We start from the raw sequence: 13,516 nt of genomic DNA, 5'->3' as shown, positions 1-13,516 counted from the left end.
TCTGGACAGGCAGGACAACTAGGAGCTTCTAGAAGCAATAGTAATGAAGGCACTCACACTTGTAATGGGATTAACGAATTGTGGCCTCTGCGTAACCCTCCGTGTGCTTTGCGGTTAAAAACCACTTTCTACCTGAAATTCATCGTAAAAACCGTCCGTTCATTTGGGATAGAAGTTACCTGTAGACTGCCTTGGTGGAGATTCATAATCTGTCTGGAGATCGCAAGTCCAATTCCGCTTCCGGTCTTTTTGGTAGAATAAAAAGGAACGAAAATCCTTTCCATTGCCTCAGGAATAATTCCTGGACCACAATCTTCTACCTGGATCATCAAGCCCAAATCTCCTTGCCCAATCGAAGAAAGCCAAATCGTTCGATCTGCTTGCGTTTGAAGTGACTCAGAGGCATTTTTCACCAGATTAATCAAAATCATGGTGATCTGATCAGGGTCGCAATGGATTTCCAAATCGACAGGATGAATCTTAGTGTCTATTTTTACCTCGGCAGTTTTCAAATCTTCCTTCATCAGATTTAGCACATTTTCGAAGAGCTGAGTGACTGGCATCGTTACCTTTTTTGGAGAGGGAATATTGGTATAGTCACGATAGGCGTTTACAAAATTCACTAAGCCTTTGCTTCGATTTGCAATGGTATCCAATCCTTCCTGCATATCCATAAAGCCATCTCTTTTGATCAAAAAACCTTCCTGCTGCACGTAGCTATCCTCATCCAAAATTGTTCGAAGTGATTCTACCAAACTGGAAATAGGCGTGATAGAATTCATGATTTCATGCCTGAGTACTTTAGTCAAGTTTTGCCAAGCTTCGAGTTCGTTCGACTGAAGCTCTGCGTTAATATTTTGTAGCGAAAGCAAGGTCCAACTTTGACCTCCCATTTTCAGCGAAGTTGATTGGATAATCAGATGGAGAGAAGCATTGACCTTTTTCGAAATCCGTTGTCCCGGCTTCATGTCCATCACATCGGCGAGGAGTTTGGGAGACAACCTTCCCAGATCTGTGATATCCCGAAACTGTGGAATCTGCAGCAAGTGCTTTGCGGCATTATTTACTAAGCCTATTTTTCCAGCATCATTAAAGGAAATAATTCCAGTATTGATATGCTGAATGATTACCTGAAGGAAAAGCATTTGTTCCTCCTTTTCGGCTCGGGTTTGCTTAAATACCTCCATCACTTCGTTGAAAGAGGTGTTTACCTCACGAAAGGAGTTTCCCATTTTGCTGTCAGAAGTGAAGGAACTTGAGAAATCAGCGTATCGAATGGAATCTAGAAATCGGGCAAGTTTGTGGTTGATCGAGTTGACATAAAAAATCATTTCTCCGATTTGTATAAGTGCGATTACCCCCAAAATCGTGGGTGCCAACCAAAGATCCTGACTGTAATAAAGCCAAAGTCCGAGATAAAGGCTCGCGATAATCCCGAAAATCCTTAGTCCAACACCTACTGAAAACCGCTTATAAACCATATTTCTCCAGTCTTCGGTAAAGAGAAGATCGTGTCAAGCCAAGTTCTTCAGCAGCCCGGGTGATATGGCCATTATGCTTTTGCAGCGCCTTTCGAATTAAGATTCGCTCCACATCTTCGATATTCAAATGCTCCAAACTCACCGATTCATCCTGACGCTCAGGTTGAGTCATTTTTTGTAGAAAGAGATCTTCAGGTTGAAGCACATTGTGATTGGACATGATGACTGCACGCTCTATGCTATGCTGAAGTTCACGGATATTGCCAGGCCAGTGATACTTAGTCATGCGCTTAACGAGCGGTTCAGAGGCTTTTCGGATGTCTTTATTATATTTTTTTGAGTAAAAAGCAATAAAGTGATTCGCTAACAAAGGGAAGTCCTCAATGCGCTCCCGTAGTGGTGGAAGTTGAATTTCTATGGTGTTGATCCGATAGAGTAAATCCTGACGGAACCCGTTTTCATAGATCATTGCATGAATCGGCATATTGGTCGCAGAGATCAAGCGGATGTTCACGTCGACTGGACGGTTTGCGCCAACGCGTGTCACTTGACGATTTTGAAGTACCGCCAAAAGCTTAGATTGAAGTGGCATGGGGAGATTCCCGATTTCATCCAGAAAAAGAGTGCCTTTGTGAGCCTGCTCAAATCTACCTGCACGATCTTCTTTGGCATCGGTAAATGAGCCTTTTTTATGCCCAAAAAGTTCTGATTCAAAAAGTGTTTGGGTTATAGATCCCAAATCTACTCCGACAAAAGCTTCTCGATTTCTACGGGAATGTCTATGTAGTGCACGAGCAATTAATTCTTTACCAGTGCCATTTTCTCCTAAAATCAAAACATTGGCATCTGTGACAGCGACACGCTCGATGGTTTCGAAGACCTTCTGCATGGATTCACTTTGACCGATAATGTCTTTAAATTTATTGTCAATGTCCTGATGCATGGTCTGCTTTTGATCTTTCAGCAGGTTCACTTCCATCTTCTTTTTGCGAAGCTGCAGGGCAGAATTTAGCGTAGCGAGTAGTCGTTCATTTTCCCAAGGTTTCAGTACGAAATCAGTCGCGCCTTCTTTGATCGCTCTTACTGCAAGATTCACATCGCCATAAGCTGTGATCAGGACAACGACCGCAGATGGATCAAGCTCCAATATCCGATCAAGCCAATAGAAACCTTCCTGCCCAGAGCTTACATCCTTGGTGAAATTCATATCCAGCAGGATTACATCATAGGACTCATTATGCGTGAGGATGGGAAGCAGGTCGGGATTGGTCTCCGTATCCACTTGAGAAAAATGCCTTTTCAGGAAAATTTTTGCGGCCTTTAAAAGGTCTTCGTTGTCATCAATAATGAGAATTTTGCCTGATCGTTGCTCGCTCATAATAAAAAGGAATTAAAAAAGCTTGGAAACATACCTTGCTTGCTGTAGGCTCTTGTTCCAAAAGCATACCGAAAAACTAGGAAGTATGGATTTGCTTCAAAACGTTTGATTTCGGACAATAGGAGCATGTTTTTGAAGAAGAAGGAGAGTTTATAAGGTAAGGAAAAAATAGGCGACTTTGAATTATTTTGTTCGCTTGCGGACGAAAATGTTCGCGAGTCTCGCTTCTGTTTTTTCTTAAAACAAGGTAGCAAGGCTGTAGGGGCGATTTTTTGCATGGCATACCATTTGGCATATTGGTATAGCCCGAAAATGGCATTTACATACAATGGATAGAAAAATAGCTAAGAAAACCTGGACACCTAAAAGAATCGCTTTGATACTTGGCGGAGTCATTATTGTGGCAGCAATTATTTACCAAATAGGATTTGCAGATCACAGATCTACCATGAATGTAGAGAAGGATCGCTTAAGTATCGCAACTGTTTCGAAAGGTGAGTTCACTGATTATATATTGGTGTCAGGACAGATCGAACCAGCACAGACTTTTTTCCTCGATGCTGTGGAAGGTGGAATGGTCGCTCAGATCGTTCGAGAGTCAGGTGCAGTGGTAGAAGTGGGTGATACGATTTTGATCATGGCCAATTCCAATTTGCAGTTGGACGTAATGCAACGCGAAACCATGCTTTACGAGCAGATCAATAACCTGCGTCAAACACGTCTTTTCTTGGATCAAAATGATTTGGTTCAATTGGGACAGTTGGCGGAGATAGATTATCAGATCAGTTTACTGGAGCCGCAGTACAGAAGATTTAAGGAGCTTCATACGAAAAAGCTGGTTTCTGATCGTGAATTCGAAGAAGTGAAAGAGCAATATGAATACAACTTGAAAAGGAAGGAGTTGACTTACAAGTCTTATAAGAGTGATTCTATGGCGAGATCTTATCAGCTTACCCAACTCCGCCAGTCCGAGGGCAGAATGAATGCCTCTTTAACAGGTGTTGGGCAGATCCTGAATAACCTGGTGATCAAAGCACCGATCGCAGGTCAGTTGGCAATGGAACAGATAGAAGTGGGTCAATCCATGAATTCAGGCGCCCGATATGGTCAGATCGATGTGCAGGATGAATTCAAAGTTCGTGTTCCGATCGATGAGTTGTATTTACCGAGAATTGGAAGAGGTTTACGAGGAAAGTTCACTTTAAGCGGCGTCGATCATGAGCTTGAGATTTCAAAAATCTACCCTACGATTACCAGCGGAAGATTTGAAGTGGATATGGTTTTTACCGGTGAAAGTCCACAGGGAATCAGAAGAGGTCAAAGCGTGAGAATTAGATTGCAGTTGAGTGATAGCGAGCAAAGTTTGCTTTTGCCTACAGGTGGATTCTTTAAGGACACAGGCGGGAATTGGGTTTTTGTAATTAATTCTTCAGGAAATGCTGAAAAGAGAAACATCCGACTTGGTAATAAAAACCCTGAGTTCTACGAAGTACTGGAAGGGCTTGTAGAAGGTGAAAAAGTGATCATCTCTGGCTATGAGAATTTCGGGAAGAATGAGATTTTGGATCTTAAATGATGTTGGGTGACAGATGTTGGATGGCCGATGTTTTGTGTCAGATGTCAGATGACGGGTGACCGATGTTTGGTGATGGATGTTGTTGTTGTTGTTGTTGTTGATTTTTAAAGATTGATGTTTTCAGATTTCTGATTTTAAACTTAAAAAATATGGAAGAATATGCGCCGCACTTTAAATTCGAAAAGCTTCAAATTTGGCAAAAGGCCATGGATTTTGGAGAGGATATATTTAGTGTCTCTAAAGCTTTTCCAAAAGATGAATTATTCAACATGATTTCACAGGCAAGACGCGCTGCGGACTCAATTGCTCTAAATATTGCTGAAGGATCTATCTCCCAAAGCAATCCAGAATACAAGAAATTTTTGGGTTATTCAATTCGGTCACTGGCAGAAGTAGTCACTTGTCTTCATAAAGCGCTAAGACGAAAATACATTGAGCAAGAACAATTTAATAAACTGTATGCCGAAGCATTTCATTTAATGAACATGATGCAAGCATTTAAATCCAAAATTATATAAGTGGAAATTTTGAGTATAATATCTAATCTGAAATCATTCTTATGATAGTAATCGGCAATAAATCCAGCATCAAACAAATTAATATAGTCTAAGACGGAGGTTCCCATATCATCGGGCATCGGTCAACCGACAATAAAAAATTAAAGTTAACCAGCGGCAGAGGCTCCCACAACATCGGTCACCCGACACCCGACATCCAACACAAAAAAATGAACGTAATAAAAACAGTCAATCTCAGAAAAATGTATGCTACCGAGGAGGTAGAAACAACAGCTTTGGATAGCATACAGATCGAAATCAAAAAAGGTGAATTTGTAGCCATCATGGGCCCATCTGGCTGTGGTAAATCAACACTGCTAAACATCCTCGGTTTATTGGATAATCCTGATGATGGAGAATACCACTTCCTGGATCATGAGGTTGCCAAATTCTCTGAAAGACAGCGCTCCTCGCTTAGAAAGGGAAATATAGGCTTCGTATTTCAGAGCTTTAACCTGATCGACGAACTGACTGTATTTGAAAATGTGGAGCTACCACTTCTATACCTGAAAGTTCCTACAGAAGAACGAAAGCAAAAAGTGGAAGAAGTGCTTACACGTATGAACATTATGCACAGAAGAAACCACTTTCCGCAGCAGCTTTCTGGTGGACAGCAGCAGCGTGTCGCTATCGCTAGAGCAATCGTCGCCAAGCCTTCTGTGATCCTTGCCGATGAACCTACGGGTAACTTGGATTCTACAAATGGCGAAGAAGTAATGCGTCTTTTGGAAGAACTCAATAACGAAGGAACCACCATCGTGATGGTAACGCACTCTCCTCATGATGCAAACTATGCACACAGAATCATCAATTTATTCGATGGTAAAGTCGTGACCGAGAATATCAGAGAGCAGTTTCATGTGTAAAAAGACCGGAGACGGAAGACAAAAGACGGAAGTAAGATACGTCACTGCGAAAATAGGCTTCACTGCGAGACAAGAAGCAGAATGCTAAAGAGATTGCTTCGTTCCTCGTAATGATAAGCATCGGATGAAGAAACCAACAACCAATAACCAACAACTAAAAATGCTCCGCCACCAACTTACCCTCGCTTTCCGCAGCTTCATGAAGTTCAAAAAGATCTTCGCAATCAACTTGTTTGGTTTGGCGATAGGGCTGACCACGGTGATTCTCGTCATGATGTGGGTGAAGGATGAGCTGAATATTAGCCGCAATCATGAAAAGATTGATCGCATATATGCAGTGATGACCAATCACGATAATAGCGGAGGGATAGTGACGATTGGAATTACACCGGGTGAAATGGCGGAAGCGATGAAGGTTGAGCTTCCACAGGTAGAATTATCTGCCGGGACTTCTCCATTTATTGAGGGAGTAAATTTTGAGAATTTGGATACAAAGCTGACAGGGGATGGGCTATTTGTAGATCAGGACTACTTCAATATTTTCGATGTGGATTTTATCGAAGGAAATAAAGCTCAGATAATGACAGGAATCAATAGTGTGGCTTTGTCTGAAACCATGGCTACAAAATTGTTTGGTTCACCAGCTGCCGCTCTAGGGAAATCCCTAAAATGGCAGGCATTTGACTTCGCGAATGAGGTGGAGGTTACGGGTGTTTATCGAGATTTTGGAGCAATGGAGGTGGATCAAGCTGACTATTTTTTATCGTTTTCTTACTTCAAGCAGATGCTTGGGGAAGGTGTCCACTGGGGAAACTTCAATGCTTCAACCTATTTATTGCTTCGTCCTGAGACGGATATACCTTCTTTTAATATACAAATCGCTGATTTTATCAAAAACAAGGATGAGGGAAGTAATGTGTCGGCATTTGTTCAGCCCTTCGGCGATACCTATCTATATGGTACCTACGAAGATGGCAAAGTGATCGGTGGAAGGATTAGTTATGTGAAGCTGTTTTCAGCCATCGCAATTTTTATTTTAATCATCGCCTGCATCAATTTTATGAATCTGACCACGGCTAGATCCATGAGTCGATTGAAGGAGATTGGGGTGAAAAAATCCATGGGAGCCAGCAGAGGAGGTTTATTTGGACAATTCATGGTCGAATCACTGTTGCTGACATTCTTTGCTTTAGTTCTTGCGATCATAGCCACATTTATATTACAACCATTTTTCAATCAAGTCACATCCAAAACGCTGAGCATGTCATTTCAGCCAGAGTTGATCCTGATTTTATTGGGGATTTGGCTGCTTACAAGCTTTTTGGCTGGAATTTACCCAGCCGTTTACCTCTCTAAGTTCAAGCCTGTACAGGTGATGAAATCAAATATCAAGGGGAGTTTTGGGGAACTGCTGGCGCGAAAAGGCTTAGTGGTTTTTCAGTTTGCAATATCCCTTTTGCTGATCATAGGAATCTCAGTGATCGGCAAGCAGATGTCTTTTATCCAAAACCAAAACCTAGGCTACAATCAAAGTCAACTCCTTCAGATCAATGCTTCTGGAGTGAATCCTAATCAGTTGGATTCTTTTTTGGCAGAACTTAGAAAGTCTCCCGGCGTAGAGAATGCCTCCAGTCTGAGTCATCCTTTGGTGGGCTTGAATAGCTCTACTATAGGACTGACCTGGGAAGGCAAAAACCCTGATGAGCAGGTGAAGTTTGAAAATGTATCGGTCAACATTGGATTGATAGAAACTATGGGGTTTGAAGTGGCGGATGGCCGAGCTTTTTCTGCTGACTTTGGAGATGAAGAATCTAAGATAATTCTGAACGAAGCTGCAGTTCGTGCGATTGGTTTTGATGATCCGGTAGGTAAAATCGTCAACCTCTGGGGAGATGACAAAGAGGTGATCGCGGTAGTTAAGGATTTTAATTTCGAATCTCTTAAGGAAACTGTAAAGCCAGCTTTCTTAAAATATGACCCGGGCTTCGCCCAAAAGATTATGGTAAGAATTGGTGCTCAAAATCAACAAGAAACCTTGGCTTCAATTGATGCTCTTTTTATCAAGCAAACTGCTCAAGCGATGGATTATTCTTTCATGGACGCCGATTATCAGACGCTGTATGCCTCCGAGCAGCGAGTTTCCAAACTGGCAAAATACTTTGGTTTGATGGCTATTTTCTTGTCCTGCCTTGGACTATTTGGATTGGCGGCCTTTACTGCCGAAAAAAGAAAAAAGGAGATAGGAGTTCGCAAAGTTATGGGAGCTACCACGTTTAGCATTTTGACATTGGTATCAAAGGACTTCGTGCAGCTCATCCTAGTATCGATCATTATAGCAGTGCCATTGGCTTGGTATTTCGCAAACAACTGGTTGCAAACCTATGCTTATCAGACGAGCCTGAGTTGGTGGATTTTTGCAGGATCGGGATTGATTTTGATGATGATTGCGGTGTTGACTGTTGGATTTCAAGCTTTTAAAGCGGCTTCTGACAATCCCGTGAATTCGCTGAAAAGCGAATAAGAACTATCAAAGCGTATGTATCAAGATGGGAGAAGTGAGTGGTAAAATTAGTAAGTGGTGGAAAGTGAAAGGTGAAAAGTAGTATGTAGCCTTAGAGAGACAGACCACGGTGGTGGTGAGTGGTAAAATTAGTAAGTGGTGAGAAGTCATAGGTGAAAAGTTTTATGTAGGCTTAGTTTAATGTGCCTCAGTTTATGACTGCACTAAGCCTAATTCACGATCGACTGAATGCTCTGTGGCTTGCTGTAACTCGCAATGATGAAGGTGTGAATCAACTTGGTCGTACGTTCGATGGAGGTTACTTAGTTGGTTCCTCCCTCGAGATGACACATAATGTGAATCTTTCAATTTTTCAAATAAAAAATATGCTCAAAAATTATCTGAAAATTGCGCTGAGAAATCTTTTGAAGAACAAGGTTTATTCTGGGATCACTATTTTTGGATTGACACTTGGGTTCGTCTGTTGTATTCTCATGATGCTTTACGTCAAGGATGAGCTTTCTTATGATAAGTTTATCCCTAATCATGAAAATATATATCGTGTGGCTTTGGAGCGGATTTATCCCGATCACAGGAGTTTTTATGCGATTATTCCGGACAGCTATTCAGAAGTTTTCGCGGAAGAAAACAATGGAGTGGAGGAATCTACTCGCTTGTTTACATTGGGAGGGGAAGTTGTAATTGATGTAGGAAATCTAAAGTTTGAGGAGCGATACGGCGCCGCGGCAGATTCGAATTTTTTCAATGTTTTTGATTTAGAAATTCTACAAGGAGCAGTGCAATATGAAGCATTAGCTAAGCCAAATACAGTGGTTTTAACTCAAACAGCTGCGGAGAGACTTTTTAAATCAGAAAGTCCGATAGGTAAAACGATCAGCATGTTTGATTTGGATTTTGAAGTCTCGGCAGTGATGGCTGACCTGCATGAAACTTCCCATTTTGAATTAGATTTCCTTTTCTCTTCAGTTTCATTTCCTGATCTGGAACAAGAAAACTTCACTGGGTTTTCTGCCTATACTTATCTGAAAATTAACCCGAAAGTCGATCCATCTTTGGTTGAAAGTCAAATTCCTAACTTAGTATCCAAGTTTGCGGCAGGTCAAATAGAACGAGAATTGGGAGTTTCTTTCGCAGAATACACTGCCGCGGGAAATGGGTATCGGTATTTTCTTCAACCCCTTACTTCCATCCATTTGCATTCTAATCTCCAGTCAGAAATGAGAGTGAATGGCAACTATCTTTATGTCTTCATTTTTATTGCCATAGCACTTTTTATTCTTGCTATGGCTTGTATCAACTTTATCAACTTGGCCACGGCTCGTTCTGCCGATCGTGCGCGTGAGATAGGAGTGAGGAAAGCAATGGGTTCTGATCGCAGTCAGATAATCAAGCAGTTCTTGCTTGAGTCGCTTTTTCTGACATTTATTTCCCTGGCTTTGGGTGTTTTGCTTGTCAATTTGGCTCTACCTTTCTTTAATAATTTGGCAGAAAAATCTATTAAGATTGATACAGATTCTGTTGTATTAGCGCTCCCAACTCTGCTAGTTTTTGGAGCTTTAGTAGGACTGTTGACAGGTTATTATCCTGCATTTCATATCTCCAAAATAAACACGATCCGTATCCTTAAAGGGGATTTGATGGTTACAGGAGGAAACAATTGGCTTAGAAACGGATTAGTCGTTTTCCAGTTTGGGATTGCAATAATTCTGATTACGGGAACCCTCATAATAAATCGGCAGATTAACTTCATCCAATCTACCAGTTTGGGTTTTCAAAAAGAAAACGTATTGATCTTGGAGCGATTTGGCGATCAGAAATCACGAGGAGTCCTTAGAGATGAGTTAGAAAAACTGCCTGGAGTGGTTTCTGTAGGTGTGTCCAGTAGTTTACCTGGAAAAGGTGCAATTGGGATTCAATTCACCAAACCAGGAGGGGGAGATGTATTAACTGGAAAAAGTTTTGCTGGAGATGATTATTTTTTTCAAACCATGGGGATTAAGCCTTTGTTAGGGAGAGTTTTTAATGAAGCTTTCAACGATTCATTATCTCTAATCCTTAACGAAGAAGCGGTAAAAGTTTTTTTCGGAGCTCAGGATCCCTTGGGACAAAAATTAAAAACCAGCACAAATATTAATGGTGAATCTCGAGATGTAGAGCTAGTAGTCATAGGAGTGGTGGAGGATTTCAATTTTGAATCTCTTCATACTCAAGTAACTCCCCTTGCGATGGTCCATGTGAATAATTCCCGAGGTAGAGAAAATTTTCTGTCCGTAAGATTCACTTCCGGCCAACAAGCTGAAGTGGTACAAGGGTTGGAATCCAAGTGGAGTCAGCACTCTGATGGCAGTCCACTCGCATATTTCTTTCTTGACGATGATTTAGACCAGCTTTATCGAAGTGAAAAAATTAGCAGTCAGATTTTAGGTGTATTTTCAATCTTGGCAATTATAATTGCCTGCATAGGTTTATTTGGTTTGGCTACATATACGGCATTTCTCCGAACGAAAGAGATTGGCGTTCGCAAGGTCTTGGGTGCTTCCGTTGGAAGTATCGTAGTATTACTTTCCATCAACTTTGCCAGGTTAGTAGGATTGGCATTTTTAATTGCTGTTCCAATATCCTGGTATGCAATGTCAACTTGGCTGGATTCCTTTGCATTCAAGATTGATCTTGATATATGGGTTTTTGCAATAGCAGGATTACTAACATTATTTATCGCTTTGGGCACGGTAAGCTACCAAGCGATTTCTGCTGCAATTGTGAATCCGGTTAAAAGTTTGAAAAGTGAATGAGTATCGTCTTTTCAAGATAAAGTACGAAGTGCCATAATTTCAAATGAATATCAAGTAGCTAGAGCCAAAACTGAAGAAGTGATTGGTAAAGGTTGTAAGTGGTGAGAAGTGATAGGTGAAAAGTATAAGGTGGATTTTGCGTAATATTTCTGTGTTTTTGTCTTCACAAACCTAAATTCACGATCAAGTGAATGGTCTGGATGATTTGCCTACCGACAAGGCAGGCACAGGCCAAGGTGGCGATTTCATCATCCGATAGCTTTTGGATGTGAGCGACAGAGGAGCGAAGCAATCTGTTTGTTTTGAATTGAAGGGTGAGTAGAATGACCTTTAGAACCCATCACCCTAAACAATTTTTACAATTATCGATGTCTTGGTTATGCGGAGGTTGAGTTTTAATGAATGGTGTTACCACGGTCTGTGGCTCACAGACTGAAATATTCCAGTGATATATTGTTTCAAGCTGTTTTTAGCAGATAAAGTGGTCTGTGAGCCACAGATCATAGTGGCAAAAATGATTGTCCTTATTTCGCAAGTACCTCCCTACCTCCGATTCCAGTAAATCTTCAAATTATTGGTGGATCTGCCCGCAGCGATTATATCCAATTTACCATCGCCATCGAGATCAGCGGCAGTAAGACTTTCAGTGGCCATGCCACCTTGATCGATCCAATGGGTTTTAAATTGGCTGTAGGATTCGTCCACTGGTTCATAGAGTTTGATGCCCATTTCTCCAGCTTCATTTGGTACTCTCCATCCAGCGACAACTTGAATTCTTCCATTTCCCAGAAAATCTCCTGTGACGATACCATGGGCTTCTTTGAGGGTTTCGTCTAGTACAATTCGTCGAGGTTGGGATGATTCCTCTTTTCCCGAAGTCCCCAGATAAAGGGTCACTTGATTACCATGCATGGGTTCCACTCCAGCTAGCAGCATTCCATTTGTTGGAATAACGGCTAAACTCAATTCCCCGAAAGAATGATCTTCAAGCGCTGACGCTTCTGTTGGTCCAGAGAACCATTCTCCATCCTGATAGGAAAAGCTTTTTACTCCTTCCTTACCTCCTATGAAAATCGTTTCTCCCTCACCAACTCCCAATTCTTTGGAAATCATATTATGAGTCAAATGCATGGAATAATCGATAAGCTTTGTCTTCCAAGGTTTCTTTGGGTCAGCTGGTTTTTCATAGGCGATGACTTTGACCCCAGCACCTTCTCCGCCTTTATTGCCTCGGCCATGGAGAGGGAGGACGACGAGTTGATGGTTAGAAGAACCAGTTTTCACCCAATACATGCGATGAACCGTAGGCTCATGAGGAAGTTGAACTGCTGTCCAGAGTTGCGTGGGATCGCTTGGTCGGATTAGGTAATGCACCGAGCCAGATTGGGCTTCATCGTTGGTTTCTCCTGGATTCCACTGTCCACCAACAGCGATTTCCACTTTGCCATCTCCATCGATATCTCTAGCCGCAATGCAGACATTATCCCGGTCAGTTAGATTTTCTGCTAGTACAAATCGTTTCCAATCTCCATTTCGGTACCAGACGAATTGTTTTTTGTCCGCCAAAATCAGATCAGGCTTACCGTCTCCATCCACATCACCTACGACTACGCCATAGCCTATGGAGACATTTGAATCGATAGTTTGGGCTTCAAATTTTGGGTTTTCAAGCTCAGAAAATAAAAGTGAAATAAGGGGTAGGATCAACAAGTTCATACGTCAAAAATTTAGGTGGTTTTTAAAGTTAAAAAATTCGAGTTAGATTTTTAGAAATAGGTTTTGTATAGTCATCATATAGCTATGGGATGCGAGAAGAGGAACGAGACAAAGCAATCTGTTTTTAGAAACATTATCAGATAGATTAATAGCGTAACGATTAATGTTGTGATTGATCTCAAGTTTCCCATCACAATGAAGGGATAAATCACGGCGGAGAGGAGGCGACAAGCCTTGTTGAATGAGAAAATTTGTCCAATTCTGGGTAATGAATTTTAGAAAATCATATCGTGTCTTGACATGGAACAAGATATTAGATGGCAGCAGCGTTTTTCAAATTTTAAAAAGGCGTTTGCAAAATTGACTCAAGCAGTAGCACAGGCTAAGGAGGGAAAATTGTCAGAACTGGAGACGGAAGGGTTAATTTAGCGTTTTGACTACACCTATGAACTTGCGTGGAAAACGCTTCAGGACTACATAAAGGATATTGGTATTTTAGATATTAATGGCCCGTCTAAAGTTTTACAGGAAGCGCTTAAAATGAAGTTGATTACTGACTCCAATGGTTGAAGTCAATTGAAAAAAAGTCGAGAGAAAACTTCCCATACCTATGATCCTGAAACTGCTGA

General features: G+C 41.4%; 9 protein-coding genes and 1 pseudogene. 7 read left to right on the top strand and 3 right to left on the bottom strand.

Translation table 11 applies throughout. From position 1 onward, the window contains the following. Positions 1-128: 128 nt before the first annotated feature. Together BVH02_RS02725 and BVH02_RS02720 are read right to left on the bottom strand one after the other, a co-directional pair. Positions 129-1,481: a sensor histidine kinase gene (locus BVH02_RS02725; protein WP_086498649.1), complete on the bottom strand. Its 1,353-nt coding sequence runs from the start codon at positions 1,479-1,481 to the stop codon at positions 129-131. Then, the gene (locus BVH02_RS02720) at positions 1,471-2,859 is read right to left on the bottom strand and encodes a sigma-54-dependent transcriptional regulator (RefSeq protein WP_086498647.1); all 1,389 of its coding nucleotides are present in this window, start codon (positions 2,857-2,859) and stop codon (positions 1,471-1,473) included. The genes BVH02_RS02725 and BVH02_RS02720 overlap by 11 nt, the downstream gene beginning before the upstream one ends. A gap of 328 nt (positions 2,860-3,187) precedes the next feature. Here BVH02_RS02720 and BVH02_RS02710 point away from each other — a divergent pair, with 328 nt between their 5' ends. The 5 genes from BVH02_RS02710 (at position 3,188) to BVH02_RS02690 (ending at position 11,171) form a co-directional block, all read left to right on the top strand. Then, positions 3,188-4,435, top strand: a complete 1,248-nt coding sequence (locus BVH02_RS02710) for an efflux RND transporter periplasmic adaptor subunit (protein ID WP_086498642.1) — start codon at positions 3,188-3,190, stop codon at positions 4,433-4,435. Positions 4,436-4,584: 149 nt separating this feature from the next. Beyond that, positions 4,585-4,953, top strand: coding sequence for a four helix bundle protein (locus BVH02_RS02705; protein WP_086498639.1), 369 nt, complete (start codon positions 4,585-4,587; stop codon positions 4,951-4,953). A gap of 209 nt (positions 4,954-5,162) precedes the next feature. Beyond that, positions 5,163-5,858, top strand: a complete 696-nt coding sequence (locus BVH02_RS02700; RefSeq protein ID WP_086498636.1) for an ABC transporter ATP-binding protein — start codon at positions 5,163-5,165, stop codon at positions 5,856-5,858. A gap of 199 nt (positions 5,859-6,057) precedes the next feature. After that, positions 6,058-8,379: an ABC transporter permease gene (locus BVH02_RS02695; protein ID WP_223271799.1), complete on the top strand. Its 2,322-nt coding sequence runs from the start codon at positions 6,058-6,060 to the stop codon at positions 8,377-8,379. 194 nt (positions 8,380-8,573) lie between these two features. Beyond that, positions 8,574-11,171 (top strand): ABC transporter permease, encoded by a 2,598-nt coding sequence (locus BVH02_RS02690; RefSeq protein WP_086498634.1) that lies wholly within the window; start codon positions 8,574-8,576, stop codon positions 11,169-11,171. A 543-nt stretch (positions 11,172-11,714) separates the two neighbouring features. Here BVH02_RS02690 and BVH02_RS02685 read toward each other — a convergent pair. After that, a complete protein-coding gene (locus BVH02_RS02685) occupies positions 11,715-12,887 on the bottom strand; it encodes an FG-GAP-like repeat-containing protein (RefSeq protein WP_086498632.1) in 1,173 nt (390 codons plus the stop codon). A 300-nt stretch (positions 12,888-13,187) separates the two neighbouring features. Here BVH02_RS02685 and BVH02_RS21725 point away from each other — a divergent pair, with 300 nt between their 5' ends. Both BVH02_RS21725 and BVH02_RS22005 read left to right on the top strand, forming a co-directional pair. Then, the gene (locus tag BVH02_RS21725) at positions 13,188-13,316 is read left to right on the top strand and encodes a nucleotidyltransferase substrate binding protein (RefSeq protein ID WP_223271800.1); all 129 of its coding nucleotides are present in this window, start codon (positions 13,188-13,190) and stop codon (positions 13,314-13,316) included. A 12-nt stretch (positions 13,317-13,328) separates the two neighbouring features. After that, positions 13,329-13,457: pseudogene (locus tag BVH02_RS22005) on the top strand (nucleotidyltransferase substrate binding protein); the annotation flags it as partial. Positions 13,458-13,516 lie beyond the last annotated feature (59 nt).

Origin of the sequence: Algoriphagus ratkowskyi, from assembly GCF_002150505.1 — a bacterium.
In the GTDB taxonomy this organism is placed as follows: domain Bacteria; phylum Bacteroidota; class Bacteroidia; order Cytophagales; family Cyclobacteriaceae; genus Algoriphagus; species Algoriphagus ratkowskyi.
Note: the sequence above shows the minus strand (reverse complement) of the source record. Positions and strands in the feature narration are given on the sequence as shown.

What these genes read in the sequence shown, in the direction of transcription:
- BVH02_RS02695 (WP_223271799.1), top strand. Translation starts at nt 6,058, where the DNA reads ATGAAGTTCAAAAAGATCTTCGCAATCAACTTGTTTGGTTTGGCGATA.
- BVH02_RS02710 (WP_086498642.1), top strand. Translation starts at nt 3,188, where the DNA reads ATGGATAGAAAAATAGCTAAGAAAACCTGGACACCTAAAAGAATCGCT.
- BVH02_RS02685 (WP_086498632.1), bottom strand. Translation starts at nt 12,887, where the DNA reads ATGAACTTGTTGATCCTACCCCTTATTTCACTTTTATTTTCTGAGCTT.
- BVH02_RS21725 (WP_223271800.1), top strand. Translation starts at nt 13,188, where the DNA reads ATGGAACAAGATATTAGATGGCAGCAGCGTTTTTCAAATTTTAAAAAG.
- BVH02_RS02700 (WP_086498636.1), top strand. Translation starts at nt 5,163, where the DNA reads ATGAACGTAATAAAAACAGTCAATCTCAGAAAAATGTATGCTACCGAG.
- BVH02_RS02690 (WP_086498634.1), top strand. Translation starts at nt 8,574, where the DNA reads ATGACTGCACTAAGCCTAATTCACGATCGACTGAATGCTCTGTGGCTT.
- BVH02_RS02705 (WP_086498639.1), top strand. Translation starts at nt 4,585, where the DNA reads ATGGAAGAATATGCGCCGCACTTTAAATTCGAAAAGCTTCAAATTTGG.
- BVH02_RS02725 (WP_086498649.1), bottom strand. Translation starts at nt 1,481, where the DNA reads ATGGTTTATAAGCGGTTTTCAGTAGGTGTTGGACTAAGGATTTTCGGG.
- BVH02_RS02720 (WP_086498647.1), bottom strand. Translation starts at nt 2,859, where the DNA reads ATGAGCGAGCAACGATCAGGCAAAATTCTCATTATTGATGACAACGAA.